The following is a 26893-nucleotide window of genomic DNA, read 5'->3' as shown; positions in this document are numbered from 1 at the left end:
TGGTAGGTTCATGCAGAGAGTTTCGAGCCATAGGTGTGCCCTCTATTGGGTGGGTGGCTCTAGTAGTTTGTAGAGGACGTGCGTCTGATGGTACAGAATAACAAGGTTTTGACCGTTTCTTATGGAACCTTCTCGTGCACTTTGGAAGGCTTTGATGATTCCTTTGAAACGATGAAAGCGATTGCCGAATACTTCCGCGATCTCGCGGCTGATGATCGCTACTTTGGTTCTGAACCCCCACAGCCTGACACCGAAATGCTGACACGGATCGCGCAGCGTGACGCATCCCGTAGGGTCGAAGCCAGTCAAAACGACTCTGGCCTGCTGATCCGCGCAACCGAAGAAAACGCTCCATCCCCCCAATCCGCCGCCAGCGCTCCGGGTTTGAATGTTATCGACACGCCGCCCTCTTCTCAGCCCGTTTTTTCTGACGCAGAAACCGTAGAAGAGGCCCCTGCACCTGCCGCTGACAGCATTGCCGCCAAGTTGCAGCGCATCCGGGCCGTTGTCTCTCACTCCGAAGAAAACTCGGTCATCTACACGGAAGACGAAGACACGACCTTGATGAAAAGCGCCGCTCCGTCTGATGCAGTGGCTGCGGCCTTCGCAGCTGGTTCGCTTGACCCCGCTGATCTGGACGACACTGAAGAGGCCAGCGCGCACGTCGAAACGCAAGACGAAGCACCGGAAACAGAAGTAGCCGAGGCTGAGATGCCTCAGATCGAAGAATCCGAAGCCCCTGCACTGGAAGTCGAAGCCGAGGATCTGGATTCAGAGGTGTTGGACGCGACATCGGAAGACCAGACCGAAGCAGAAGAGGAAGACACATCCGACGTGCTGTTCTCGGACCTTGAAGACATTGCGAATAGCGGTTCTGAAGAGGAGGCCAACATTCTCGACGACGCCGGTGCAGATGAATACGTCGTCGAAGCCACCGACGAAGGTGTGTTGACGGAAGAGGATGAAGTCGACCTGCTGGAAGAGATTTCAAGCGTGGAAGCTGTGCTGGCAAAACGCTCGGCCAATACAGACACTGAAACGTCAGATCTGGATCGGGACGTATCGCGCCTGATGGATAAGGCCGGCGAACAGTTGAACGACCCGGACACCAGCGATCAGCGCGAGGCCTACACGCATCTGCGGGCGGCCGTCGCCGCAACCGAAGCTGAACGTGGCGACGGTAAGGCCACAGCACAGGACAGTGAGGAACAGGGCTATCGTGGAGATCTTTCCTCGGTTGTCAGCCCGCGCCGCCCGGAAATTCAGGTCACCAGCATGCGCCCCAGCAGTGACGATGCAGCCCCGCTTAAGCTGGTCGCTGAACAGCGCATCGATAATCAAACCGTGGACGCCGGACCAGTTACCCCTCGCCGCGTCAAATCCGAAACTGAAGCCGAAGACGAAACACCCGAGGAAGGTGGCTTTGCTCTGTTCGCGCAGGAACAGGGCGCGCAGTCCCTCCCCGACTTGCTTGAGGCTGCCGCCGCTTACCTGTCGTTCATCGAAGGTCAGGAACAGTTTTCGCGCCCGCAATTGATGAACAAAATCCGCTCACTCAAGCAAAATGACTTCAACCGCGAAGAAAGCCTGCGGTCCTTCGGTCAGTTGCTGCGCGATGGAAAGATTGAAAAAGCGGGCGGCGGGCGTTTCGCGGCCTCGACCCAGATCGGGTTCCGCCCGGATGACGAGCGCGCCGCGGGATAATCCCCCCCAACCAGTACAATGGAAAAAGGGCCAGAGGTTACTCTGGCTCTTTTCTCTTCATCACCTGAATTGCCAGTGATCAATCCGAGTTTTGCTCTGGGTCTTCTTTGCCAACACCTTTGAAGACAAACTTGAACGGCAGCGCCCACACAATGCCCAATCCGACGTAGACCAACAGTTCCAACCAGATGGGCGGACGGTCGAGCCAGCTCACCACCGTCACAACCGCCACGATATAGATAGGAAGCCCAATCAACAGCAGCACCAGCGACCAACGCCGCCGGGCCTTGTAGCTCAGACCGGAATTGCCGTGATCGCTCATCAGTCGGCAAACGGGTCAGTCACCAGAATGGTGTCGTCCCGCTCCGGACTGGTAGAAAGAAGGGCCACGGGACACTCGATCAGCTCTTCAACGCGACGTACGTATTTGATCGCGTTGGCAGGCAGATCGGCCCAGCTGCGTGCGCCTTCGGTGGATTCACTCCACCCCGGCATTTCTTCGTAGATGGGTTTGCAGCGCGCCTGTTGATCAGCTGCGGTAGGCAGATAGTCCAGACGCTCGCCATCCAGCTCATACCCCACGCAAATTTTCAGTGTCTCAAACCCGTCCAGCACGTCCAGCTTGGTCAGCGAGATGCCGTTCACACCGCTGGTCGCACAAGTCTGGCGTACTAGGCAGGCATCGAACCAGCCACAGCGACGCTTACGCCCGGTGGTTGTGCCGAATTCGTGTCCACGTTCACCAAGGCGTTGACCGTCCGCGTCATCCAATTCGGTCGGGAACGGTCCTTCACCCACGCGGGTCGTATAGGCTTTGACGATACCGAGAACGAAATCAATCGACCCTGGACCGATACCCACACCAGTCGCCGCCTGCCCCGCGATCACGTTGGACGAGGTCACAAAGGGATATGTGCCGAAATCGATATCCAGCAACGCGCCCTGCGCCCCTTCGAAAAGGATGCGTTTACCAGCCTTGCGCTTTTCGTTCAGCACCTTCCAAACCGGAGCGGCAAACGGAAGAATTTGCGGCGCGATCTCTTTCAATTGGGCGATCAGCGCGTCCCGGTCAACGGGCTCGATCCCAAGCCCCTTACGCAGCGGGTCGTGGTGTTGCAGCGCACGATCCACGCGCGCCTCAAGCGTGGCTTCATCAGCAAGATCGGCAACACGAACAGAGCGGCGGCCCACTTTGTCTTCGTAAGCCGGTCCGATGCCGCGACCAGTGGTCCCGATCTTGGTGCCCTTGCTGGCAGCTTCTTCGCGCGCACGGTCCAGTTCGCCATGGATAGGCAGGATCAGCGGCGTGTTCTCGGCAATCATCAGAGTCTCGGGCGAGATATCGACACCTTGCGCCCGAATGGTTCCGATTTCCTTGATCAGGTGCCACGGGTCCAGCACAACACCATTGCCAATGACACTCAGCTTGCCGCCCCGCACGACGCCTGAAGGCAACGCATGCAGCTTGTAAACTTCACCATCAATGACCAGCGTATGACCGGCATTATGCCCGCCTTGAAAACGCGCGATCACGTCTGCCCGTTCGCTGAGCCAGTCGACGATCTTGCCTTTTCCTTCGTCGCCCCACTGGGCGCCGACAACAACCACATTGGCCATATCCGGTCCTTTTGCGCTGAATTATCAAACTCGGCTCATATAGCGGGGTCAAAGCGGCAGGGAAACCGGTAATTCGCCGCAGTTTAGAACCGCGCAATGTGCGGTGCCTCCGGCGGGGATAGTTTCGGCCAGATGAAGTATGGCTCCCCTGTTCATCCGGCCTCAAATGTCTTGGAGGAGTCGCCCAGAACAAGCGGCGGGGGTAGCGCCCCTCCTATTCGCCTGCCGCCAAATGCACCGGTTGACCGTGTGGCGTCGTCAAATAAGCCTCTTCCCAAGCATTTCTCATGCGTTGAATGTCACTTGGTAACGTCGAACCTTGTTCGACCAACAATTGCTCCAAGTTCTCCAGCCACGCGTGAAAATAATCATTCCCGCCATCCAGTTCCTTGTCCAACCCGTGCAATTTCAAAGTATGCGAAAATCGATCGGCCCAATCTGACCACTCGAATTGTCCAGCTTCGTTCAATGCAACTGTCAGGGCGAAGACCTGCGCATGCCAGGGTTCGGCAAAAACCGGCTCTGGTGCGGAATGGGTGGAACAGGTGCTCATACGGGCTCCAGATAGCTTTGCCACAAGTCCAGAACGACCTCGTCCTTAAGATGCTCCGGGTCAGCCCACAACTCGGACGCGGCAAACGCCACCGCATAAAGGGGCTCTGGTGCCTCGCCCAAACCATGTGCATTTGAATCTGGCAACACATGCGTACCGTGCAGCCGCAAAATTCGGCCATTTGCACCCGATGCATAGATTGGCAGTCGCGTATGGCCGCCACTCACCAGGCGATTGGCTGCCGTATCCACAGTTCGGACATTCTGCCCGACTTCAAACTGTATCGGCACGTCCGAAGCCCGATCTGCTGGCCCGCCTTTGGCCAAGGCTTCCGAGACGGTCCCGGCTTTCAGAACACGGGCTGCCAACGGGTGTGGGCCATCGGTGCCTGCGCCCGACAAATCATCCAAGGTCAGCACCCCCTTTTCGACCAGCAGGTCGGCCAGACCGGATATCCACTTTTCATAGTAAGAGAACCGTGCGTAGTCCTTGGGCGACAGCCTTTCGCGCGCGTGGCGCGAGACGTCAATATTCCATTGCCCCAGAAACCCGACCGCCAGCGTCACGGCCAAGGCGCGACCATGCCAGTCCTCGGCAAAGACCGGGGCGCTTTCGGCCTCGGGCGTAACCGGACCGTCCCCAAACCGACCACCCATATCGTGAACACGGGTCATGACGGCACCTTAGGCAGGCCCGTGCCAATCATGCTGTCACGGGTAACAAGCGCAGCAAGGTCCTCTTCTCCCAGCCCTTCTGTGCCTTCCGGGCGCATGGGAAGCACGAGGTAGCGAATCTCTGCGGTCGAATCCCATACCCGCACGGATGATTCTGGCGTCAATTCGACACCGAATTCGGCCAAGACCTTGCGCGGCTCACGTACCGCTCGAGCGCGGTAAGCGTCGGACTTGTACCAACCCGGTGGAATACCCAGCAAAGGCCACGGGTAGCAGCTGCATAGGGTACAAACGACCATGTTGTGCTGTTCCGGCGTATTCTCGACCACTACGATATGTTCGCCCTGCCGCCCGTAAAACCCAAGATCAGCGACAACAGACGTCGCGTCTGCAAGCAGGGCTTGCTTGAACGCAGAATCGCCCCACGCCTTGGCGACAACGCGCGCGCCGTTCTGTGGACCGATCTTGTTTTGATACGTGTCGATAATCTCATCCAGCGCCGCCGGGTCGATCAGACCCTTACGGGTCAGAATCGTCTCAAGCGCTTTAACTCGAAGCGCGGGATCGGGCGGCAACAGGGCGTGCGGGTGGTCGTGATCGTCATGAGGCATGGCCGCAGCCTGCGTTACGTATCATCTGCCTGTCCAGTCCCTTTGCTGTGATCTGGAATATCACCGTTCGTGATGCCAACTCATCCCTTGCCCCCGAAGGCAAACTTGCATAAGTACCACGCGATACACGCCACGCTGTACAGGAACACCATGGAAAACGTCGTTCTCATCATCCACCTCCTCTTGGCCCTGGGCCTGATTGCCGTTGTTCTGATGCAGCGGTCCGAAGGCGGTGGCCTTGGTATGGGCGGTGGTGGCGGTGGCGCCATGACAGGTCGCGCGGCAGCGACCGCTTTGGGCAAGGTGACCTGGATTCTGGCAGCCTGCTTTATCGTGACCTCGATCACGCTGACCATTTTGGCGGCTCAGAAGTCTTCGGGCAGCTCGGTTATCGACCGTTTGGGCGTTCCGGCACCTGCGGCAACCGAAGAAAGCACCCCGGCGGTTCCGTCGGCGGATGATCTGCTGCCCCCGGCGCAGGGCGACAACGCGCCTCTGATTCCTCAGGCCAACTGATCCACAAAACCTAGAAATCTGAAAGAGAGCTGCAACAGCATCTTGCGGTTCTCTTGCGCTATTGGCGCGAATCCTTTATACGTGAAGTCCCGTGATGCAGCGGTTTTTCGAAACCGTCGGGCAGCTGATTTTGACGTCTCACGGGAGCAGCCGAAAAACATGGCGCGTTTTATTTTCATCACTGGTGGTGTGGTTTCGTCCTTGGGCAAAGGGCTGGCTTCGGCGGCTCTGGGTGCCCTGTTGCAAGCCCGGGGATACTCGGTGCGTTTACGCAAGTTGGACCCCTATCTGAACGTAGACCCTGGCACGATGTCGCCCTTCGAACATGGCGAAGTATTCGTCACTGATGACGGGGCTGAGACTGATCTGGACCTGGGCCACTATGAGCGTTTCACTGGCGTGGCGGCCCGCAAAACCGACTCGGTCAGCTCGGGCCGGATTTATTCCAACGTCCTGGAAAAGGAACGTCGCGGCGACTACCTTGGCAAGACCATTCAGGTGATCCCCCACGTCACTAACGAGATCAAGGATTTCATCGCTATCGGCGAGGATGAAGTTGATTTCATGCTGTGTGAAATCGGTGGCACCGTCGGCGATATCGAGGGTCTGCCCTTTTTTGAAGCCATCCGTCAGTTTAGCCAGGACAAGCCCCGTGGTCAGTGCCTGTTCATGCACCTGACCTTGCTGCCCTACATCAAGGCGTCTGGCGAGTTGAAAACCAAACCGACGCAGCACTCAGTCAAGGAACTGCGCTCGATCGGTTTGGCACCCGATATTCTGGTCTGCCGGTCCGAGGGCCCGATCCCGACCAAGGAACGCGAAAAGCTGGCCTTGTTCTGCAACGTGCGCCCCGACAGCGTAATTGCGGCGCAGGACCTTTCGACTATCTATGACGCCCCGCTGGCTTATCACCGCGAAGGTTTGGATCAGGCCGTACTGGACGCGTTCCAGATCAGCCCGGCCCCTAAACCCGATCTGACCAAGTGGGAAGACGTCAGCGACCGCATCCACAACGCCGAAGGCGAAGTTAAGGTTGCCATCGTGGGCAAATACACTCAACTGGAAGACGCCTATAAGTCGATTGCCGAGGCACTGACCCACGGCGGCATGGCCAACCGGGTCAAGGTCAAGGTCGAATGGGTGGATGCCGAAGTTTTCGATACAGAAGACGCCGCCCCCCACCTGGAAGGCTTCCACGCAATCCTTGTGCCAGGCGGATTTGGTGAACGCGGTACCGAAGGCAAAATCAAAGCGGCGCAATATGCGCGCGAACACAAAGTGCCGTATCTGGGCATCTGTCTGGGCATGCAGATGGCCGTGATCGAGGCTGCGCGAAATGCGGCGGGGATCACCGAAGCCGGGTCCGAGGAATTCGACCACGAGGCCGGGAAAAAGCGTTTCGAGCCGGTAGTTTATCACCTGAAAGAATGGGTGCAGGGCAATCACAAAGTAGAACGTAACGTCGGCGACGATAAAGGCGGCACCATGCGTTTGGGCGCCTATGACGCGGTACTGGCCGAGGGCTCGAAAGTGGCCGAGGTGTACGGTGGCACCAATATCGAAGAACGCCACCGCCATCGTTACGAAGTGGACATCAAATACCGCGAAAAGCTGGAAAAGGCGGGCCTGAACTTTTCGGGCATGTCACCGGACGGACGTTTGCCCGAGATCGTTGAATGGTCAGATCACCCTTGGTTCATCGGCGTGCAATATCACCCCGAACTGAAATCCAAACCGTTTGACCCCCACCCCTTGTTCCGCGACTTTGTGCGCGCAGCCAAGGACAGCTCGCGTCTGGTTTGACCTCGGACAAATCACTGTATTGTGTTGGTCGGCGCGAAACATCTTTACGCGCCGACTATTTGCACGGTTAACTGCCGCCATAGCAGCGACAGGAGACCGGCATGACCAACCAGATTACCCAAGCAGAAGAATTCGCCGCCCTACACAAAAAGGGCGAGCCGGTCATCCTGTACAACATCTGGGATGCGGGCAGCGCCGGGGCTGTCCGCGATGCGGGGGCCAAGGCAATTGCGACTGGCAGCGCGCCGGTTGCGATGGCGCAAGGGTTCGGGGACGGACAGAAGATCTCACTGGATGCTGCCCTGGACAATGCACGCCGGATCGTTGCCGCGGTGGATCTTCCCGTGACGCTGGATTTCGAAGGCGCCTATGCTGAGGATGTGCTAAGCGTCGCCGCCAATGTTCAACTTGCGCTGCAGACCGGTGTCATCGGCTTTAACTTTGAAGACCAAATCGTTGGCACCAGCGACCTCTACGACATCGAAACGCAGGAAGCACGCGTCCAGGCAATGCGCGAAGGCTGCGATGCTGCCGGCATCCCGGCCTTCATCAATGCCCGCACGGATATCTTCTTGAAAGCCAAGCCCGACACTCATGATAATTCGATGCTGGACGATGCGATCGCACGGGCCAAGGCCTATGCCGATGCCGGGGCCAGCGGGTTCTTTGCGCCGGGTCTCAAAGACGAAGGGCTGATCGCTCGGCTCTGCGAATCGACCGAGTTGCCCGTCAACATTATTGCCCTTCCCGGCACCCCCGATACGGCCACTCTGGCGTCACTGGGCGTGGCGCGGGTCAGCTATGGCCCTGTCCCCTATCGGCAGATGCTGGGCTGGCTGCAAGAGCAGGCAAAACAGGCGCTTCAGGCGGGTTGATCCATCCGCAGGTGGATCGCGCTCAGCGTGTTTCTGCCAAATCCGACAGTCTTGCGACCATTCTGCCTATGACGGGTGGTCTGTGCTTGGCGGCCCACAAAATATGGAATAACCTGAGCGCATGTTGAAGAAGTTCTTTCAGGCTTTTCGCCCACCGCAGCACGATAAACTGCCCGACCCGGATGCCGAGCTGGCTCTGGGTGCGCTTATGGTGCGTGTGGCGCAGGCGGATCGTGACTATAAGCTTGAGGAAATCAGCCTGATCGACCGCATCCTTGCGCGGCTCTATCAACACAATGCGATCGAAGCTGCCAAGGTTCGCGCGACCTGCGAAAAGCTGCACGCCGCCGCACCTGAGACGGACACCTTCGGCAAGCTGATCCGCGAAACCACCGACCTTCACGAACGCCTTGCCGCGTTGGACGCCCTATGGGAGGTCGTTCTGGCCGATGGCGATACAGACGAAGGTGAGATTAAGATCGTGGAAGAGGCACGCATCGCCATGGGCCTTAGCTTCAATGACAGCCAGACCGCCCGCGAGCGTGTTCAAAGAAGCTTGGAAGAGCATTAAGCCCCATCTATATCTAACCCATGTTTAGTGATTTCCTGTCCCGGCTGACACAGCCCGCCCCCGACCCGCTTGCCGATGATGATGCCCGTCTGGCCTTGACGGCCCTGCTGGTGCGCATCGCCAGGTCCGACAACGACTATGCCGATACCGAGATGGCCCGAATCGACAAGATTTCAGCCGAACGTTATGGCCTGTCCCCGTTCGAGGCCGCCGCCCTGCGCGCCCGGGCCGAAGACCTAGAGTCTGAGGCCCCCGACACGGTCCGTTTTACCCGCGCGATCAAAGAGGCCGTGGCCTATGACGACCGTCTGGCCGTGGTGCAGGCGATGTGGTCCGTCGCTTTGGCCGACGGACAGCGCTCGGGCGAAGAGGATTCGCTGTTGCGGCTGGTGGTCAGCCTGCTGGGCGTCAGTGACGTAGATTCCGCCCTGGCACGTCAAAAGGCCGCCAAGTCGTGATCGCGATGCTGGGCATGTATGACATGCCCGCATTACAGCCTGCGAATGATCGGTTATGGGCGTTGATTCGCGATCACCTTGGCTTTGGCCCGGATCAGCTAACGCGAGACACCGATTTCTGGGATGTCTGGCAACACCCCGACCTGACCTTTGCGCAGACCTGCGGCATGCCTTACCGCACCCGCCTACATGGCAACGTACAGCTGGTCGGCACCCCGGACTATGGACTTGAGGGGTGCCCGCCCGGTTATTATCGCTCCGTTTTTGTGGCCCGAAAAAATGATCCGCGCGATCTGCACGGACTTTCGAACGGCACGTTTGCCTATAACGAGGGCCTGTCACAATCGGGTTGGGCTGCGCCAATGGTTCATCTAGAGGCGCTCAACCTGTGCCCCAAAACCATACTTGAAACCGGTGGGCATGCGCTTTCTGCCGACGCTGTGACCGATGGACAGGCTGATTACGCGGCGTTGGATGCATTGACCTGGGAATTGCTCAAGACGCATTCCGACCTTGACGCGTCCCTACGCGAGGTTGGAACGACGCCGCCGACGCCCGCCCTACCCTATATCACGGCCATCGGGCAGGATGCACCAGGTATCGCCCGCGCTGTTCGCGCAGCAATTGACGACCTGAACCCACAAGATCGCGACCTGCTGCATCTTCGCGGCCTGATAACCATCCCTGCCGAGAACTATTTGTCAGTCCCCAATCCGGTCCGGGATTATGCCATCTGACCCAATCGGTGATCATTTTGGTCAGTACGTTTGGTCAATTTGACGGTTTCAGCACCCGATGATGTCAATTGCGCATTGCATTGCCCCGATTTTTGCGCCCTATTACCGCACCAACACCGACAACACATGGGCCACCCGTGACAGATTCCACTCCCGTTATCGAAATCAAAAACCTCCACAAAAGTTTCGGCCATCTCGAGGTGCTGAAAGGGGTTGATATTACGGCAAGACGCGGGGATGTGGTTTCGCTTATCGGATCGTCCGGGTCAGGCAAATCCACACTGTTACGCTGCTGTAACCTTTTGGAAGACAGCCAGCAGGGCGAGATTCTGTTCAAGGGTGAACCCGTACGCTGGGCCGGTGACCTTCACCATCGCCGCCCCGCCGACCCAAAACAGGTGATGCGCATCCGCACCAACCTGTCGATGGTGTTTCAACAGTTTAACCTGTGGGCCCATATGACCATCCTGCAAAACGTGATGGAGGCCCCGGTAACCGTTCTGGGCCGCGACCCGAAAGAGGTCGAGGATAGCGCCCGAAAATACCTGGCGAAGGTTGGCATTGGCGACAAGTGCGATGTCTACCCGGCGCAGCTTTCGGGCGGTCAGCAACAGCGCGCAGCCATCGCCCGCGGCCTGTGTATGGAGCCCGAGGCGCTGTTGTTCGACGAACCCACTTCGGCACTGGACCCGGAACTGGAACAGGAAGTGATCAAGGTGATCAAGGATTTGGCCGCCGAAGGGCGCACCATGATCATCGTGACCCACGACATGAAAATGGCGGCCGACATCTCAAGCCACGTCGTGTTCCTGCATCAGGGCCTGATCGAAGAAGAGGGCCTGCCAGAAGATATCTTTACGTCCCCCGAATCCGAACGGCTTCGGGGCTTTCTATCCGCCACTCAGGCGGCTTAACTTCAGGACAGAAAACAAAACTGGGGAGTATCCAATGAAAAAACTGATTCTGACTACTGCAGCACTGGCGCTTGGCGCTGGTATGGCCATGGCAGACACTATCCGCCTGGGCACCGAGGGTGCCTATGCACCGTGGAATTTCGTCAATGACGCGGGCGAGATTGACGGGTTCGAGCGTGAGCTGGGCGATGAGCTGTGCAAGCGTGCCGACCTGGAATGCGAATGGGTCAAGAACGATTGGGATTCGATCATTCCGAACCTGGTGTCGGGCAACTACGATGCGATCATCGCGGGTATGTCGATCACTGATGAGCGTGACGAAGTCATCGACTTCACCCACAACTACACGCCGCCGGATCCGTCGGCCTATATTGCCATGTCCGATGGCGTTGATCTGGCAGGCGGCGTAATCGCGGCGCAGACCGGCACCATTCAGGCCGGTTACGTTGCTGATTCCGGCGCAACTCTGGTTGAGTTCGCAAGCCCGGAAGAAACCATTGCCGCCGTACGCGGTGGTGAAGCGGATGCAGTTCTGGCAGACAAATCCTTCCTGGTGCCTTTCACCGAAGATGGCTCGGGTCTAGTCTTTGTTGGCGACGAAGTTCCGCTGGGCGGTGGCGTCGGCATGGGTATCCGTGAATCCGACGGTGAGTTGAAAGAAAAGTTCAACACCGCCATCCAGTCCATGAAGGACGACGGCAGCCTGAACGAGCTGATCACCAAGTGGGAAGTGTCCTCGACCTTCTGATCTTACATTCAGCGGCGCGCCTGATCTTTGGGCGCGCCGCCCATGCGCCCTTGCCAGTCAAAGAGGCCCGCCATTTTCTCGTTCTGCACTGATCCCGAAACACTCGGCACGTTCCGCTGGTTCTCGTGTTATCTGACCAACGGTGTGCATTGGGTGTTCTACCTGTCCTTCTTCAAGGTCTTGCTGTTGCTGGCCATTACGGCGCCGGTCGCGCTGGGTTTTGGTTTTTTGGGCGCTATGGCGGCTCGGTCGCATTTCTTGCCGCTCAGCCTGCTGGGCAAAGGTTATATCGCCGTCGTGCGCGGTGTGCCGGATATTGCCTTCTTCATGTTCTTCGTGATCGCACTGGATCAGGCGTTCGAATGGACTCGTCATCAAATATTGTGCCCGGAATGGACTGATCCGATCCGACAGGGCAATGACTTTATCGTCTGTCAGGCCGCCAAGCTGCCGCTTGGCACTGCCCCCGAATGGGTACACGAAACTTACGGCTTCTTTCTGGCCGTCATCACATTCTCAATCGTTTTCGGCGCCTTTGCCGCCAACGTACTATTTGGCGGTATGCGCGCTGTCCCACGTGCTCAGCTGGAAACGGCCGAGGCCTATGGCATGACCCGCCGCCAGACTTTTTGGCGTATTCTCGTGCCGCAGATGTGGGTATACGCCCTGCCCGGCCTGTCAAACCTATGGATGGTACTGATCAAGGCTACACCGCTGCTGTTCCTGCTGGGCATCGAAGATATCGTCTATTGGGCGCGCGAGCTGGGTGGGTACAAGAACCCGAAATTCACCCAATACCCGCATGGCGACTGGCGCATGTGGTACTTCCTAGCCCTTCTGGTGTTCTACCTGGGCATGACCCGAGTCTCGGAAATCGGTCTTGAACGGCTGATGCGCCGCCTGTCCCACGGTCAGGCGACCTCGGGCGGAGAGCTGCTGCGCAAGGAGACCACCGCATGAGCTGCTTGCAAACGATCCAGGATTACGGCCTGCGCTCGATCGGGATTGGCGAACGTCTGTTGCCACGAAACGATTTTACCCTGTGCGAACAGTTTACCCTGATCGGCTCGGGCATGATCTGGAACATCTATTTCGGGATCATGGCGCTGGTGACCGGGTTCTTTCTGGCCACCGCGCTTGCCATGGGCAAGGCTTCCACGAATAAGTGGCTGCGCAAACCGGCAGAGTGGTTCATCTTCTTGTTCCGAGGCTCACCGCTGTTTATCCAGTTCTTCTTCGCCTATTTCTTCTTCCTGTCGCTGAAGCAGAGCTATCCGTTCCTCGACGCGCTCACCTCGGCCTGGCTTGGCGCGCTGATCGTGCTGTTCTTCAACACCGCCGCTTATTCCGGCGAGATCTTCTATGGCGCGCTGCGGTCGATCCCCAAGGGTGATATCGAGGCTGCTGATGCCTATGGCATGACAGGCTGGGCACGGTTCCGCCGCATCGTGTGGCCAACCATGCTGCGGCTGGCCTGGCCTGCCTATACGAACGAGGCGATCTTCCTGTTCCATGCCACTACGCTGGTGTTCTTCTCGGCCTTCCCGGTCTGGCAGCAACGTGGCGATGCGCTGTACTACGCGGGCTATTTTGCGGACAAAACATTCAACCCGTTCATCCCCTACCCGATTCTGGCCTTCTACTTTATCCTGCTGACCCTCGTGGTCATCTGGAGCTTTGGCCGCGTGAATAAGCACTTGAACCGACATTTGCCCGCAGAAAAGCGGAGCAAAATGAAGCTGAAACTGAACCTGGCGCGCTAATCACAGGCGCGCCAGCCGTCAAAACTGCCAACAACTACAGCAAAAACAGTCACTGCTCCAAGCAGCACATTTTGCACGTTTTTTTCAGACTATATTGAGGGAGATGGTACCGCCTCCCTGGCTTGAACAGGGGACCTCTGGATCCACAACGAGCGAGTTTGATTTTTTATTCATTTAAAATCAATAACTTAATATAATTCATAGCGTTTTTGAAGCAACAAACTCGCAAAATTTATTCAATCACAATGTCTTCAAAGGACCTCTGGGTTTTGCAACCAGAGAGAACTGTCTTCGAACTGAGCGTTTCTAGATAGACCTGACCACGCTTAAATCACTCTAGGAAGTTGAATTCGCAGGTCTTGTGGCTCGACATTTTGGATAACGCGTGCATCCGAGGAAGCTCTGCCCCGAATTCCTGTTGGTTCTTTCGACCATTTTTGCCCCGCAGCGCGGGCACTTTGTTACGTCGGCGTTCTTGCGATTGGCCTTTTCACGAACATGCGTTGCGTGTGCTCGTCGTGTTTCCTTGCTGGCTTCTAACGCTGCACCACGCAATTTTTTGGCAAAGTCACGAACCTCAGCGTCGTTGAATTGGCTAGCTTGCCTTGTGGCTATGTAGTTGTACAGGTCTCCCCTGCTCCAGAAAACATTTGGCGGCATTTCAGTTTTTGGTTCTGCCGAACCTACGAAAGCAACTAGGTTTTCCATTTGGTCCAACCTGATGCCAAGTAGGTCTTGGATTACTCTGATATGGTGGTAGTTCTGGCGGAGGGGGTTCTGAAACTGAGATTTGTGCCGGTGCTTAACCTGTGTCCAACGCGATTGGTCTTTCCCACCGAAAATCCAACCAGACATGTTCTTCGTTTCTATTACGAACACGCCATGTCGTGACAACACAATGTGATCTACCTGTGTGGTGCCCTGAGCGTTTGGCAGAGTAAGGTCATCAAGAACAATATAGTCTTTTTTGTCCAACTTTCGGTTTAACGTGGAGCTCACACGTCGTTCACCTTGAGCACCAATTACAGTTGGCGACTTTAGATAGAAGTGGAGAATGAGAAAGCCGAGACCGAGTATTACAATTAACACTTCCAACGCCAAAACCTCCCGGCTCGCTCGCTTCACAAACAACGCATTTCGACAATCGTTTCATTCGATAGCTTCTATAGCTTATTTTACCCGGGCCCGAACACGATCCTAAGCAGACCAAATTCAGATAATGTTGCTTCATCGAACATGCTAAATTTTACATGCAAAAAGCTTTCTCAATCCTCACAAACATGAGTCGACGTTAAGCGGTCGGATCAAACCGATGGCAAAAATTGGGTTGTTGAGCAAACCACAATCCTTTTTGCTCCTCTCGTTAATGCAACATAAAGGTTTTTGGCGTTCATGTTGTCGCAATCCACGATTACGGCCTGATCTGCCTCCAAGCCTTTTACGAGTAATGTGCTGCCAACAGATCGCGCACCTAATGCACGACTGTGAAAACGCCTTTCCTCGCGAGCTTTTAAAACCATGTCATAAAAGTCATCAGCACTTTCAGTTGCATGTAGAGCTTTCAATAGATTCTGGAAAACTTCTCTTCTGAACGCGGTTACTCCGGATTGATTGCTGAGAGAAGATAGTAGTGAAGCAGCCAATTTGGGAGTTCTATTGTTGTCAAACTGCAAGGCGGCGTATTCAGCGTCTGTTGGTGCGTTCCTGTTGGTTCCAGCTTTTAGTGACGCAAGTCGTCGGATCATCTCTGAGGCATTCACGCCACGAAGGAGATTTGCAGCTTCTGTTAGCAACTCTTCTGGTGCGGATTCTGACGAAAACTGAAAACTTTTGGCGAATGAGACTAGGTCGGTCAAATCAGCGTTTTCAACGGCTGAGGCACCTCTAGTTTTTCTGGCAATATCCTGTTGGCGTTTCTTACCCTTCCAGCCCTTGCCTTCGCATATTATCAAGCTGCTGGAGATTCCCTCTGGGGAGGAATGGGTAGCTTTCAATATGGAGTCAAAATCGTTTGGGCTTGAAATAGGAACCCACTCAAGTTCCTTTGGGGCGGTCATTAGGTCGATTTTCTGACCTGCGATCAGTGCCGGTCTTATGCTTAGTAGCCACCTGCCAAGTTCGGAAGATCCAACTTGTTCCCACCTCCAAGGTACACCCAACTCCCCAATCAGAGGAAAGTCTCGCAGCACCTCCGTGTTCCAATCTACGAGAGCGTCTCCAAAGTCGAATATTCCCTGAAGAACATCCCCAAAAATGCAAGTTGGAAGTACACGTGAAATCTCTTTTACAATCGCGTGCTGGGTTTGGAGACAGTCCTGATACTCGTCGACGAACAAGCGACTGTAGTTCGCGATCAGCAAGTCATCAATGTGCTGCCCATGAAGCAGATTTAAGGCAGCGTTTTTGATGGCAGGGTAATCTGTTCCAGGATTAGACAACTCTAGGACTGATGGAGCTGCGCCGCTTCTGGTCGGGAACATTCCAACCATTCGCATCGCCCAACCGTCTATTGTAGCCAAGCGATAGTTTGATCGAGGTACTTCACCACGATCCAACCTTTGCCTAAGGGCTGCAACTGCGGCATTTGTATGTGTCAAAACCAATATGGGTTTAGCTTCACTCGAGCGTTTCAAGCTTTCGGAGATAAGGTGTGTTTTTCCACAACCCGCCGGTGCTTGAATACACCCGCGTGCTACATCCAAAGGATCAGGCAGTTGCATTTTGCCCCCAAGCCCAGTTCAGCAGGGCATTAGAAACAAACGTAAATCTGGGGTCCAACTTATCAATTTTAGGAGAGAGAATTACCTTTGAAATGTGTTCGAACGGCGCGACTTTCTTATACCATCCGTCGCCGCTCCTTGCCACGGCACCCAACATTGCCGCCAACTCAGGAGTGATCTGATCTGCTGCTGCCCACTGTCTGACACTGGCAAGATTAAATCGATTACCTGATGCGGAGATTATTTGTGCGTCAACTTTGTGCCCGTTCGGAAGCGACAAAGCATAGTCCAACAACTGCAAAATGACGTCACTTGGAGAGCATTGAAAAATAGCGTCCTCAAGCGCCCAGTCATTTGGCCATCTAAAAACTGATCCGCCGCTTGCAATAAAAGCGTTTTCTTCAGAGGCTTCCAAAGGCTTATCACTGTCCATAAAAATTGAAACAGCATAGCCTAGTCCCAACAACTCCTTGGCGGGCGACAACAGTCTATTGGCCCCGCCTCCGTCGACTAAGGTTGTGCCCAACGCTTCAATGGATATCTTTCCTTTGTTAGCCCAGTACTGGTCTAAGCCTCGGAGAAAACCCATCTCCGATTTCCCTTCGCAGATCACCACTCTCTTCGCCAAAAAGGCTTCCGGATTGCCACGTAGAACACCTTGCGCACTCGGAGTTGCTTGACGTGGAGAGTGATTTGCCGCGCCGTCATCTTTTCTAAGAATTGTCAGTTGCGAGTAGTCTAGCTCGCGAAGAACAACTGGCGAATGCGTCGTCGCAAAAACCTGTTGTCGCGTCTCTGGGTCCTTGGCCCCTAGTGTATTCAATAAGCTACGAATTCGGTGTGGTTCCAGACCGGTCTCCAATTCGTCGACAAGAGAAATGCTCGCGGATTTCGCAACTTGCCTTGCTAGTCCCGCAACCAATAGTCTTTTGGACCCTGTGCCTAAGGAAGCAAGGGGGATATTCTGAGCATTGTGCAATGCTATTGCCCCGGTCCCAAACTTTACGGAATTTGCATCAAGTAGGGCGCTGACTCCCCCCTCAGTGGGAACACCCAATTCATCCGCCGAAAATTTCACTCTGCTGAGAGTTGCTGTTAGCTCACTGTTCGCGGTTGAACCAAAATCTGACCTTGCCTTTCTGGCTGCATCGGACAACCCATCAGTGAGAGCTAGCTTCTCATCCGTCAATCGCTCGAAAAGTGCACCTCTCCTCCACGCAAGATGCCAATCTGGATGATCTCCCAGTCTCAGCGGCGCGGAAGACTGACGATCCTCCCATCGTAAGTTTCGCTGGACACCTTTTTGCCGGGCGCGGTTCGACAGGAGTGTCCACTGCGGCTCCAAGTCTTTTTCAACACTGAGGCGGAGTAGCAAAGCCGTTTCCAATCCATGCCCCGGCTCGTCCTCAAATTTCTCATCCGCAGTGTTGTAGCCTACTAAAAAGTCGCCGTAAGCATCTAAAGAGAGAAGTGAAGGTTCTAGTTGACTGAGACCTATCGTTATTTGAATCGGCTCGCTTGTGTCAGTGTTGTGAAAATCGTAGTCGGAAAACTGAACTGACCGTCGAGCTCCGAGGCAATAGTCAATCGCGTCCAGTACCGTAGTTTTTCCGCTGTCACCTGTTCCTATAAGGCAATTCATGCCGGGTTGAGGTTTCCAAGAAAAGCTCTTCAAAGTTCTGAAATTCTGAATGCCTAGGAAGACAATTTTTGGCACAGTTCAAGCTTTCTATATTTTTTCGAACAACCTTACCGTGAGTTGGCAAGTACCGTTCTGATATTACCGCATTGAAAGAGCCACAAGTATGAGTTGTCGGCTCGCGCAGGTTAAAGCACCTTTAAGCCCCTGCAGAATTGAGATGGATCAATCTTCGGGCTTGAGCACACGATTGAATACGACACTCCATGAGCGGGTGCGCTTTTGTGGGCCAAATCTAGTGGTTTTCAAAAGTAGAGCGCTGTAAGACTCTCACAAATTTGAGCCAGAACGTGTAACTAATCTACTTTGCTTCAGTTGTTTTAAGGTGTTCTGTGTCTATCAAAAATACTTCTTCAATATGATTAGTCGGATCATGCTTTTCTATCATTCTTTCAGCCCACTGAAGCCATTGCCTTATGGCTTTTCCTTCAATCTCCTTGTCCAGAGACATCTCGGATTTTGATTTCAGTTCACGCAAAAACCGCTTGAGCAAATCCAACTTTTCCCAGTTGTTAGCAAGCTCGTTAAACTTCTCCCACCTGCTGTCTTCCCGAATTCGTGTTGCTTCTTCTACACGCGCTTGTTTCTTAGCTTCTTGTTGGTCTCGTTCCCGAGCGCGATGCAATTCGACCTGACGATTAAAGGCCGTGGGCGCAGCAAGAACACAAGAGATAAACTTCTTTAGACCACCCGACTCTATCCCCTTTTGTCCAAGAACCAGCCTTACATCAGTGATGTATCTCCCTTCTAGGGAAAGCTTGAGATCATTAGTGGGGAACAGCCCGGAGTTTTGCTGATCAGGCCAAGCGGTCCAATTCTCTAAACTGATCCCACTAATCGTTCGCGTGGACATTTTTTGTTGAATTCTTGCGACAAGCTCAGCGCCTTCAACCTCAAGCTTAAACCGACCCCGGTGTTCCGAGCTCAGAATTTTGGTCCCCCCGGCTTCCACTGCGGACAAAAATGCACTGGTGACTCGAAGCCGATATAAGTCAATTTCCGAAATGGCGGGTATTCCCCAACTATTGTCAAGGGAGTCTCGACTTGTACGGAACTTACACTTGCTCGGATTTTCTCTCCGCAACCATCCCAATACAACAGGATGGAACTCGCTGCGTTGTACCGGTAGCACAGGATCATCAAGTTCAGCTTCCAGCGTTTTCCTATCTATCCGACAGGAGGTTATTGTTGAACTCATCTTGTATCCAGATGAGACTAAGACGATTTTGGATTCCGAAACTGCTTCGTGTGGGAACGGCGGCCTCTCTACTTTCTTACCAGCTTCGATTTTGACCCAATGTCCGCGAGCGGGTGTTGGAATGCTGTTCTGCCTGCAAATCTTAGCAAGGCCACTGTCAGAAATCCCCATCTCGGAGGCCAGTCGGCACATCGGCATCTCCCATACGAGATTGTAAAGTTCACCAAGGCTTATTTTTCGTTCTCGGTGCATCTAACCACCCAAGCAAGGATTGAACGCCATAAACCTCTACCTGAACAAAGGTTTATTAGGCCCAGTAAATCTTCGATGAGAGCCGCAATCAAGCAAAGGAAACAATTATTTAGCTTATTCTGATGTCACTCCTAGTGACACGCGGGGATAGAAATGTAAGTGAATTTGTCAGTTCTATTCTAAAGGGTTAAAACGCCTGAACAGTTTAGAGCGCAAATTTATACAGGATTTATACAGTTTCCTCTTTATTCACCCTGTGTTCACGTTTGTTTATGCGGCAGTTTTGCACCATGTGAATAATTATGACACAGTGTTAATGTCATAAGCTTTTGTTTTATTTGAGTTTTTTTGGATTTTTTATGGTACCGCCTCCCTGGCTTGAACAGGGGACCTCTGGATCCACAATCCAGCGCTCTAACCAACTGAGCTAAGGCGGCACTCGTGAGGGGCGATGTACCGAACGCATCCAAGGAATGCAAGAGGATTAAAGCCGAATTTTCCAGCTTTGTTCGACAAGATCGACACCAAAGGAATGCACTGGCTTACTGTCCAGCAACTGCCATCCATTCGCACGATACAGCGTACAGGCCGCCCTGTGGCTTTCGTGGGTCCAAAGCCGCATTTCCGCGTACCCTGCACCACGCGCATAGCCCATACAGGTGTCCAGCATGCGCTTTCCCAACCCCCTCCCCCGTGCTTCGGGCAGCAACAGAAAGAGCCGTAGTTTTGCAGTTTGTTCGTCCAATGCGACGCAGAATATGCTGCCAAGTCTTTGGCCGTCGCTTTCCGCTATCCAGCCGCGTTCACACGTCGGATCATGGCTGGCCACAAAATCCTCCAGAATGCTCTGCACCAAAGCGCCGAACGAGGAATCAAACCCCTCGTCGCGCGCATAATACCGGCCGTGCTGCTCTACTAGCCAGGGTGCATCAGTGGCGCGAAAGGGTCTGATCTGAATATTCTCCATACCTCATCAGACCGCAAAGGCAGCTTGATTCTCAACCCTTTGCGCGTTAGCACGAACGCCTAGTCCCGGAGGCGAACATGGGCATCAATACCGAACGCGACATTCAGGCAAACCTGCAGATCGGGCCCACTGATCACGGCATGGTGCGGCTATTCATCGAGGCAGACAACATCGAAATCCCAATGGATTTCGACCCCGAAGAGGCCGAGGAAATCGCGGATGAAATTCGCGCTGCTGCTCAGGCCGCCCGCGCTGTCCAAAGCTAATCGCTTAAATCCTGGGATCACGTAGCGCTTGCAACCTGCGCGCCGCGTCGGTTGCGAATTTCTGGATCATCTTCTTGCGCCGCGCCGGTGCAACCTTGTCTTCCGGCGCCATGCGCACAATCTCGGCGTCATAAGCGTCGGCGATGATCAGACCGGTTTCCGCAGGAAGCAGATCGGTTGGAAAGTCGATATCGACGGCCCAGAAGAATCGATCACACCACTCCAGATAGCCCTGCCATTTGGAATCGGCCTGATAATCCGCCCGACTGGATTTACATTCGATCACCCAAAGCTCGCCCTTAGGGCCCAGCCCCATAACATCGACGCGCAGCCCACGCATCGGTACGAATTCTTCAACTGAAACAAAACCATGCGCCGACAAATGGCGGGCCACGCCGCGGGCCAGCTTTTGTCCGGGTTGCAGATCGAGTGTCATTTTAGAAATGTGAACAATTCGTGAACAAAAATCAAGAACCACTTCAGGCTTGACACAATACCATTTGGTACTGCATTAAATGTGATACCAAAAGGTATTACGAATGGTGAAGCACATGCAGCCTCAAACCCAAAACGCATTTCGTGCGCTGGCCGACCCTACCCGCAGGGACATCGTTCAGATGCTCGCCGCGCAGGACATGACCATCGCTCAATTGACCGAACGGTTCGACATGACCCGCGCCGCCGTCAAAAAGCATCTGACTGTCTTGTCGGATGGCGGTCTGATCTCGGTCGAGACACGCGGGCGGGAACGTATCAACCGACTGGAACCAATGGGGATGGCCCCTGTTCTCGACTGGTTCAGCTATTTCGACCAGTTCTGGGACGACCGCCTGAACAAACTGAAAGAAGCCATTGAAAGGAAAGACACATGACACATACCGTTCTGCAAAAAACGATCTTTCTACGGGCCGAGCCCACAACCGTCTGGGCCTATTTGACGGACCCCGACCGTCTGGCCGAATGGTTTCACAAACCCGAACGCCCGCTGGCCGCCGGACAAAAGCTTGAGATGTTCGGAACAACCAGTGGTGATCTGTTGATCTGGGGAGAAGTGCGCGTTGCACGCCCACCTGAATACCTGGAATACACATTCACCGTCAAACCCATGGGGGACGCCGTCAGCGTGGTGAAATGGACGCTCGAACCCGTTTCGGGCGGCACACGGCTTGCGTTGCAACACGAAGGGCTGCCTCAGAGTGCCGAAGCCTTTGGTCTGATCCTGTCGCTCGATAGCGGCTGGGATGAGCATTTCGTCAAAATGCGCACCGCCCTGCACGAAACAGTCGATGCCTGACCCCTTGTGCAAACCCGCCGCAACCCCTACTTAGGCGCGTGGCGGGTTCTGCCCTTCTTGTGATAGGTAGCATTCTGGTGGCCTTAAGCAATTCCGAGGGGGCTGGCTCTGTTCAGGTCCTGGCCTGATTACCTGGCGCCCACCTGTACATACAGGTCCTCGGGAATCACACCGCACGGTTGACTGGCGGTCCCGCCACATTTTTCTGAAGCAAAATTACTTCGGCGCAGGCGCGTTCTGTTGAACTGCAACAGGTTCAAAGCTGTGTACGACGGGTGAGCCACGACGCGGACCACCCGGTTTCTCTGCCAAGCTCATGATGGAATAGGCAAATTGAACACCTGCGAAGACAATGCCGTTCATGAACCAGATCATGAACAGCGCTATCAGACCGATATCCGATCCGCTGATCAAACCGCGCAAATTGGCCACGTTAAGCGCCAACAGCACCCCGACAAAGATGGCCGAGATGACAAATCCCCAGATAACCTGAGTGATGTACAATCGGATCAGTTTGGGCATGGCGGACCTCATTGCGCTTGTACAGTAAGTTTAGCGCGTGTCGGACCATGGTAAAGGCGTCAGAACGCCTCGGGCTGGGCCTCGCGCGCCATGTGATCCAGCACGGCGTTGACGAATTTTGGCTCTTTGCCTTCCGGGAAAAAGGCACGGGCTACATCGACGAACTCGGTAATGACGACTTTGGGCGGAGTGTCGCCCTGAGTCAGCTCCGCCCCGGCGGCACGGAACGTGGCGCGCAAAGTCGGGTCGATGCGCGCAATGGGCCATTTGGCGACCAACGCGCGGTCGGTCATCTGGTCAATGGGCGCCTGATAGTTCACGGCGTCCTCGACCAATTTGCGGAACACGCGGATATCGCCGTCCAACATCTCTTCGCCCTCATAGACAGCGCCGAACCGGTGATCCAGAAACTCATTCACAACCTGTTCGGTCGTCTGACCCGACTGCTCCATCTGGAACAGAGCCTGCACGGCATAAAGCCGGGCGGCGGATTTCATCAGGCGTTTCTGGTTGGCCGGTTTCGGCGCATCTGTCTGGGTCATGCTGTCGTGGGTCCGTTGCTATCGCCCGCCACAAGGATGGACTCGGACGGGGGCTTGAAGCCAACGCCCTTTTGTGAGGCGCCCCACTTACGGCTGAGCGCGATCAGATGCAAGGCCGCAGCGGCAGCCCCGCCACCTTTATTCATCTTTTCTGGATTTGCGCGGACTTCGGCCTGATCGTCATTTTCCACCGTCAGAATACCATTGCCGATGAGCAGACCTTGCAAACCCATCAGTTGGATGGCGCGACTGGAGTCATTGCACACCGTTTCATAATGCGTGGTCTCGCCACGAATGACGCAGCCCAGCGCGACGTAACCGTCGAAATTGCACTGACGGTCCGCCATAGCAATGGCGGTCGGGATTTCCAACGCGCCGGGTACTTCGACCACGTCACAAGTACCACCAGCCGCTTCGATCTCGGCTTTTGCACCGGCTACCAGATTGTCGGCGATGGCGCGATAAAACGGGGCGACCACAATCAGCAGTTTCGCCGGTTTGTCGAAGGTCGGTGTCGGCAGAACGCCGTGTTTGTCTTGTTCAGCCACGATCAGTCATCCTTAAGGATTGAGCGGGTGCCGACGATGGACAGGCCAAAAGCGTCGAGCCCCAGATATACGGTTTCCGGCGAATCTGTCAGCAGTACCAGCTCTTGGATACCCATCTTGGACAGGATCTGCGCGCCCAGGCCGGTTTGCTTGATGGTGCGCGGGCCTTCGTCCTCGACCGCGTAAAGCGAGTTGCGCGGCTGACGGAACAGGCACACCACGCCGCGGCCCTCTTCGGCGATCTTTTCCATTGCCCGCGGCAGTTCGCGAGAGGATTTCGGGCCCAGACCCAGAATATCGGGTGCTTCGTGCAGGGCGTGTGTGCGGGTCAGCACCGGGTCGGGTGTGGTGATGTCACCTTTGATCATGACGACATGTTCGATGCCGTGGGTCTGATCGGTGAAAATACGCAGCTCCCACTCTCCGCCATATTCCGAGGTAACAGTCTCACGCGATGTTTCGACCACCAGATTGTCATTGCGAGACCGATACGCAATCAGGTCGCTGATCGTGCCGATCTTCATGTCATGTTCTTTGGCGAATTCGACCAGATCAGGCAGACGCGCCATGGTGCCGTCAGCCTTCATGATCTCACAGATCACGCCCGAAGGGTTCAGCCCAGCCAGACGCGAGATATCCACGGCGGCCTCGGTGTGGCCCGCACGGACCAGCACCCCGCCGCGCTTGGCGCGCAGGGGAAAGATGTGGCCGGGGGTGGCGATATGCGCCATCGTGTTCTGTTCGTTAATCGCAGTGGCGACCGTCAATGCCCTGTCAGCGGCGGAAATGCCGGTCGACACGCCCTCACGCGCTTCAATCGAAACGGTGAATGCAGTTTCGTGTCGGGATGAGTTGTTCACCGCCATCATCGGCAGTTCAAGGGCGTCCACCCGTTCGGCCGTCATCGGCAGGCAGATCAGCCCGCGCCCATGTGTGGCCATAAAGTTGATCGCGTCGGCATCGGCAAACTCGGCGGGGATCACCAGATCGCCTTCGTTTTCACGATCCTCGTGGTCGACCAGAATATACATCCGGCCCTTGCGCGCCTCGTCGATGATGTCTTCGATCGGGCTGATCGCGTCGCGCAACTGGGCTTCGACGGGTCCTGGGGTTTCAAAGCTCATGAGGCAGCCTTTCACAGAGCATGTTTGACCCGGTGGATAGACTACCAGACGGTCAAAGGCCAGAGCACTTGCGGCACCAGGCAATCCCGGCGCGACGTAGTTTCAGGACATTTCGGCCAGGCGCGCAACGTAGCGGGCCAGTGTGTCGATCTCAAGGTTCACCTTGTCACCAACCCCTACATCACCCCAGGTTGTGACTTCCTTGGTGTGGGGGATGAAATTGATGCCGAAATCACAATCATCCACATCGTTGACGGTCAGCGAGGTTCCATTCAATGCAACCGAACCTTTTGGCGCGATAAACCGGGCCAGTTCTTTGGGGGCACGCAGGGTCACGCGGGTGCTGTCACCTTCGTCCTGCACGGCGACCACCTCGGCCACACCGTCGACGTGACCTGAAACGATATGACCGCCCAGCTCATCCCCGACTTTCAGGGCGCGCTCCAGATTGACGCGCTTACCGACCTGCCAACTGTCCAGATTGGTTTTCGAAACCGTCTCGGCGCTGATCTGCACGTCATACCAATCATCGCCCAGCGCGATCACGGTCAGGCACACGCCATCACTGGCGATCGAGGCGCCGATATCAATTCCCGCCGTGTCGTAATCCGTTTTGATCCGGGCCCGCAGATCGCCCTGCTGATCCAGCTCGGTGACGGTGCCGATATCGGTGACGATCCCTGTAAACATTCTGCTAACCCTCAGCTCTTAACCTGATCCAGTGTTCCAAGCCGAGGTAAGCGCAAGCGGCGTGACGGGCAAGCCCCACCTTGCCGGGAAAGGTCGAAACAGGCATAATTTCCTGAACAAAAGGCAAGAGCAGTAGTGATGTCACCCGACGCCAAAGGCCTGAACCGCCGTGTTTTCCTGTTTTTGCAGGGACCGCATGGCCCGTTTTTCAACGGGCTCGGGCGTATGCTGCGCTCTACGGGGGCCGAGGTTTGGCGCGTGGGGTTCAACGCCGGGGATCAGGCGTTCTGGTTGGACAAGGCCTCGTACATTCCATTTCTCGACACGCCCGAGCTTTGGCCGGACAGGTTGTCTGAGTTGATCGCAGATCGCGAAATCACGGATATTGTCCTGTACGGCGACACGCGCCCAATTCACGCCAGCGCCGTTAAGATTGCCCAAGCCAACGGCGTCACTGTTCACGTGTTTGAGGAAGGTTACCTACGCCCCTGGTGGGTAACGTATGAGCGGTTCGGCTCAAACGGAAACTCACGCCTGATGTCTTTGGGCGTCGATCAGATGCGACATGCACTGAATCAGTCGACAGCGCAGACACCACCGCCACCTTCGCATTGGGGGGATATGCGGCAGCACATCTTTTATGGGGCGCTGTATCATTGGTTTGTATTGTTTCGGAACCGACGTTATCGAAACTTCCGGCGGCATCGCGACCTACCTGTATCAAAGGAGTTTGGCTTGTATTTCAAGCGGCTGGCACTGATGCCGTTTCACCGGCTTCAGCGCCGCTGGGCCACAGCGCGCGTTCTGGGGAGCAGTCACCCTTACCATCTGGCGCTGCTGCAACTGGGGCATGACAGCTCGGTTCAATCCCATTCGGACTATTCCTGCATGTCCGACTTTCTTGCGGATGTAATCCGTGGTTTTGCCAACGGCGCGCCCGCGCATCATCGGTTGGTGGTGAAAGAACATCCGCTGGAAAACCACCGCGAACCACTTCGCCACCGTGTGTATGCGCTGGCTCAAGCGCATGGAATTGCGGATCGCGTGCATTATGTGCCCGGCGGCAAGCTCGCCAAGCTTCTGGATGGTGCGAGTTCTGCCGTGACGATCAATTCTACTGCCGGGCAGCAGGTTTTGTGGCGTGGCATCCCGCTGCGCATCTTTGGCAAATCGGTCTATGACAAACCCGAATTCGTATCGCGCCAACCATTGGCGGCGTTCTTTGCGGACCCGATGCCCCCGGATCAGGATGCCTATCAGACCTATCGCCGGTTTTTGTTGAAAACGAGTCAGGTGCCCGGAGGATTCTATTCCCGCCGGGGCCGCAGGCAGCTTTTGCGTGGCGTGGCGGATATGATGCTGAACGCCGCAGACCCCTATCAATCCGTCCTGTCCCACAAAGAGGCGCAGACGCCACAGTTAAAGCTTGTTGAGTAATACTGGCCGGTTGGCGCTAGAAGTTATCGCGCGAACCGGGTAGCCTGCGCCCAACAAAAGACCATAACAAAAACGACCGAGGATTACCGG

The 26893-nt window shown here is 55.4% G+C and carries 31 protein-coding genes and 1 tRNA gene; 15 read left to right on the top strand and 17 right to left on the bottom strand.

Going from position 1 to position 26893, the window contains the following annotated elements; genetic code table 11:
* Positions 1 to 87: 87 nt before the first annotated feature.
* Positions 88 to 1704: a hypothetical protein gene (locus ACR0DL_RS02575; RefSeq protein ID WP_480687432.1), complete on the top strand. Its 1617-nt coding sequence runs from the start codon at positions 88 to 90 to the stop codon at positions 1702 to 1704.
* Positions 1705 to 1783: 79 nt separating this feature from the next.
* Here ACR0DL_RS02575 and ACR0DL_RS02570 read toward each other — a convergent pair whose 3' ends face one another.
* The 5 genes from ACR0DL_RS02570 to nthA all read right to left on the bottom strand — a co-directional run bounded on the left by ACR0DL_RS02570 (position 1784) and on the right by nthA (position 5159).
* On the bottom strand, positions 1784 to 2026 hold the full coding sequence (locus tag ACR0DL_RS02570; RefSeq protein ID WP_480687430.1) for a DUF2842 domain-containing protein: 243 nt from the start codon (positions 2024 to 2026) through the stop codon (positions 1784 to 1786).
* Complete coding sequence (locus ACR0DL_RS02565) at positions 2026 to 3321, bottom strand: adenylosuccinate synthase (protein WP_170348284.1); 1296 nt, start codon at positions 3319 to 3321, stop codon at positions 2026 to 2028. The genes ACR0DL_RS02570 and ACR0DL_RS02565 overlap by 1 nt, the downstream gene beginning before the upstream one ends.
* Before the next feature lie 214 nt (positions 3322 to 3535).
* Positions 3536 to 3874: a nitrile hydratase accessory protein gene (locus ACR0DL_RS02560; RefSeq protein ID WP_480687428.1), complete on the bottom strand. Its 339-nt coding sequence runs from the start codon at positions 3872 to 3874 to the stop codon at positions 3536 to 3538.
* Entirely contained in the window at positions 3871 to 4548 is a 678-nt protein-coding gene (gene nthB, locus ACR0DL_RS02555; protein ID WP_480687426.1) for a nitrile hydratase subunit beta, read from the bottom strand. Before nthB ends, ACR0DL_RS02560 begins: the two co-directional genes overlap by 4 nt.
* Complete coding sequence (gene nthA / locus ACR0DL_RS02550) at positions 4545 to 5159, bottom strand: nitrile hydratase subunit alpha (RefSeq protein WP_170348281.1); 615 nt, start codon at positions 5157 to 5159, stop codon at positions 4545 to 4547. Before nthA ends, nthB begins: the two co-directional genes overlap by 4 nt.
* A gap of 150 nt (positions 5160 to 5309) precedes the next feature.
* On the opposite strand from nthA, the gene secG reads away from it, so the two are divergent.
* The 10 genes from secG to ACR0DL_RS02500 all read left to right on the top strand — a co-directional run bounded on the left by secG (position 5310) and on the right by ACR0DL_RS02500 (position 13544).
* Complete coding sequence (gene secG, locus ACR0DL_RS02545) at positions 5310 to 5675, top strand: preprotein translocase subunit SecG (protein ID WP_058280875.1); 366 nt, start codon at positions 5310 to 5312, stop codon at positions 5673 to 5675.
* Positions 5676 to 5834: 159 nt separating this feature from the next.
* The gene (locus ACR0DL_RS02540) at positions 5835 to 7478 is read left to right on the top strand and encodes a CTP synthase (protein ID WP_480687424.1); all 1644 of its coding nucleotides are present in this window, start codon (positions 5835 to 5837) and stop codon (positions 7476 to 7478) included.
* Between the two features lie 101 nt (positions 7479 to 7579).
* Positions 7580 to 8353, top strand: a complete 774-nt coding sequence (locus ACR0DL_RS02535) for an isocitrate lyase/PEP mutase family protein (protein WP_170548220.1) — start codon at positions 7580 to 7582, stop codon at positions 8351 to 8353.
* Positions 8354 to 8474: 121 nt separating this feature from the next.
* A complete protein-coding gene (locus ACR0DL_RS02530; protein ID WP_170348277.1) occupies positions 8475 to 8924 on the top strand; it encodes a tellurite resistance TerB family protein in 450 nt (149 codons plus the stop codon).
* Between the two features lie 20 nt (positions 8925 to 8944).
* A complete protein-coding gene (locus ACR0DL_RS02525; protein ID WP_170348276.1) occupies positions 8945 to 9382 on the top strand; it encodes a tellurite resistance TerB family protein in 438 nt (145 codons plus the stop codon).
* A 5-nt stretch (positions 9383 to 9387) separates the two neighbouring features.
* Positions 9388 to 10119 (top strand): phosphate/phosphite/phosphonate ABC transporter substrate-binding protein, encoded by a 732-nt coding sequence (locus ACR0DL_RS02520; RefSeq protein WP_480688462.1) that lies wholly within the window; start codon positions 9388 to 9390, stop codon positions 10117 to 10119.
* Between the two features lie 137 nt (positions 10120 to 10256).
* A complete protein-coding gene (locus tag ACR0DL_RS02515; RefSeq protein WP_170357811.1) occupies positions 10257 to 11033 on the top strand; it encodes an ABC transporter ATP-binding protein in 777 nt (258 codons plus the stop codon).
* Between the two features lie 34 nt (positions 11034 to 11067).
* Positions 11068 to 11781: a transporter substrate-binding domain-containing protein gene (locus tag ACR0DL_RS02510; protein ID WP_170348273.1), complete on the top strand. Its 714-nt coding sequence runs from the start codon at positions 11068 to 11070 to the stop codon at positions 11779 to 11781.
* Between the two features lie 72 nt (positions 11782 to 11853).
* Positions 11854 to 12741 carry an ABC transporter permease gene (locus ACR0DL_RS02505; RefSeq protein ID WP_170349373.1) on the top strand — a complete coding sequence of 296 codons (888 nt, stop codon included), beginning with the start codon at positions 11854 to 11856 and terminating at the stop codon, positions 12739 to 12741.
* Entirely contained in the window at positions 12738 to 13544 is an 807-nt protein-coding gene (locus ACR0DL_RS02500) for an ABC transporter permease (RefSeq protein WP_170348272.1), read from the top strand. Before ACR0DL_RS02505 ends, ACR0DL_RS02500 begins: the two co-directional genes overlap by 4 nt.
* A 336-nt stretch (positions 13545 to 13880) precedes the next feature.
* Here ACR0DL_RS02500 and ACR0DL_RS02495 read toward each other — a convergent pair whose 3' ends face one another.
* The 6 genes from ACR0DL_RS02495 to ACR0DL_RS02470 form a co-directional block, all read right to left on the bottom strand.
* Positions 13881 to 14633: an NERD domain-containing protein gene (locus ACR0DL_RS02495; RefSeq protein WP_480688460.1), complete on the bottom strand. Its 753-nt coding sequence runs from the start codon at positions 14631 to 14633 to the stop codon at positions 13881 to 13883.
* 215 nt (positions 14634 to 14848) lie between these two features.
* Positions 14849 to 16264: a UvrD-helicase domain-containing protein gene (locus ACR0DL_RS02490; RefSeq protein ID WP_480687422.1), complete on the bottom strand. Its 1416-nt coding sequence runs from the start codon at positions 16262 to 16264 to the stop codon at positions 14849 to 14851.
* The gene (locus ACR0DL_RS02485; RefSeq protein ID WP_480687420.1) at positions 16251 to 17981 is read right to left on the bottom strand and encodes an ATP-dependent nuclease; all 1731 of its coding nucleotides are present in this window, start codon (positions 17979 to 17981) and stop codon (positions 16251 to 16253) included. Before ACR0DL_RS02485 ends, ACR0DL_RS02490 begins: the two co-directional genes overlap by 14 nt.
* A 283-nt stretch (positions 17982 to 18264) precedes the next feature.
* Positions 18265 to 19353 carry a hypothetical protein gene (locus tag ACR0DL_RS02480; protein WP_480687418.1) on the bottom strand — a complete coding sequence of 363 codons (1089 nt, stop codon included), beginning with the start codon at positions 19351 to 19353 and terminating at the stop codon, positions 18265 to 18267.
* Positions 19354 to 19773: 420 nt separating this feature from the next.
* Positions 19774 to 19850, bottom strand: a tRNA-His gene (locus ACR0DL_RS02475).
* A 47-nt stretch (positions 19851 to 19897) separates the two neighbouring features.
* Entirely contained in the window at positions 19898 to 20380 is a 483-nt protein-coding gene (locus ACR0DL_RS02470) for a GNAT family N-acetyltransferase (protein WP_480662216.1), read from the bottom strand.
* Positions 20381 to 20457: 77 nt separating this feature from the next.
* Between ACR0DL_RS02470 and ACR0DL_RS02465 the strand changes: the two genes are divergently transcribed.
* Positions 20458 to 20646: a DUF6324 family protein gene (locus tag ACR0DL_RS02465; protein ID WP_170348270.1), complete on the top strand. Its 189-nt coding sequence runs from the start codon at positions 20458 to 20460 to the stop codon at positions 20644 to 20646.
* Between the two features lie 4 nt (positions 20647 to 20650).
* Here the strand turns inward: ACR0DL_RS02465 and ACR0DL_RS02460 are convergent, their stop codons facing one another.
* Positions 20651 to 21082, bottom strand: coding sequence for an MmcB family DNA repair protein (locus tag ACR0DL_RS02460; protein WP_480687416.1), 432 nt, complete (start codon positions 21080 to 21082; stop codon positions 20651 to 20653).
* Positions 21083 to 21197: 115 nt separating this feature from the next.
* On the opposite strand from ACR0DL_RS02460, the gene ACR0DL_RS02455 reads away from it, so the two are divergent.
* Positions 21198 to 21518 carry an ArsR/SmtB family transcription factor gene (locus tag ACR0DL_RS02455; protein WP_170348268.1) on the top strand — a complete coding sequence of 107 codons (321 nt, stop codon included), beginning with the start codon at positions 21198 to 21200 and terminating at the stop codon, positions 21516 to 21518.
* Positions 21515 to 21940: an SRPBCC family protein gene (locus ACR0DL_RS02450; RefSeq protein WP_170348267.1), complete on the top strand. Its 426-nt coding sequence runs from the start codon at positions 21515 to 21517 to the stop codon at positions 21938 to 21940. Before ACR0DL_RS02455 ends, ACR0DL_RS02450 begins: the two co-directional genes overlap by 4 nt.
* 216 nt (positions 21941 to 22156) lie before the next feature.
* On the opposite strand, the gene ACR0DL_RS02445 is transcribed toward ACR0DL_RS02450, so the two are convergent.
* The 5 genes from ACR0DL_RS02445 to ACR0DL_RS02425 all read right to left on the bottom strand — a co-directional run bounded on the left by ACR0DL_RS02445 (position 22157) and on the right by ACR0DL_RS02425 (position 25366).
* On the bottom strand, positions 22157 to 22462 hold the full coding sequence (locus tag ACR0DL_RS02445) for a hypothetical protein (RefSeq protein WP_170348266.1): 306 nt from the start codon (positions 22460 to 22462) through the stop codon (positions 22157 to 22159).
* Between the two features lie 59 nt (positions 22463 to 22521).
* On the bottom strand, positions 22522 to 23004 hold the full coding sequence (gene nusB / locus ACR0DL_RS02440) for a transcription antitermination factor NusB (protein ID WP_170348265.1): 483 nt from the start codon (positions 23002 to 23004) through the stop codon (positions 22522 to 22524).
* Positions 23001 to 23552 carry a 6,7-dimethyl-8-ribityllumazine synthase gene (locus tag ACR0DL_RS02435; RefSeq protein ID WP_170348264.1) on the bottom strand — a complete coding sequence of 184 codons (552 nt, stop codon included), beginning with the start codon at positions 23550 to 23552 and terminating at the stop codon, positions 23001 to 23003. The genes nusB and ACR0DL_RS02435 overlap by 4 nt, the downstream gene beginning before the upstream one ends.
* Before the next feature lie 2 nt (positions 23553 to 23554).
* Entirely contained in the window at positions 23555 to 24676 is a 1122-nt protein-coding gene (gene ribB, locus ACR0DL_RS02430; RefSeq protein WP_170348263.1) for a 3,4-dihydroxy-2-butanone-4-phosphate synthase, read from the bottom strand.
* Positions 24677 to 24778: 102 nt separating this feature from the next.
* Positions 24779 to 25366 carry a riboflavin synthase gene (locus ACR0DL_RS02425; RefSeq protein WP_170357806.1) on the bottom strand — a complete coding sequence of 196 codons (588 nt, stop codon included), beginning with the start codon at positions 25364 to 25366 and terminating at the stop codon, positions 24779 to 24781.
* Between the two features lie 138 nt (positions 25367 to 25504).
* Here ACR0DL_RS02425 and ACR0DL_RS02420 point away from each other — a divergent pair, with 138 nt between their 5' ends.
* Complete coding sequence (locus tag ACR0DL_RS02420) at positions 25505 to 26803, top strand: capsule biosynthesis protein (RefSeq protein WP_480687414.1); 1299 nt, start codon at positions 25505 to 25507, stop codon at positions 26801 to 26803.
* Positions 26804 to 26893: the final 90 nt, after the last annotated feature.

It is taken from the genome of Ruegeria sp. BB5, assembly GCF_056539405.1.
This window is presented reverse-complemented; position numbering and strand designations above follow the sequence as displayed.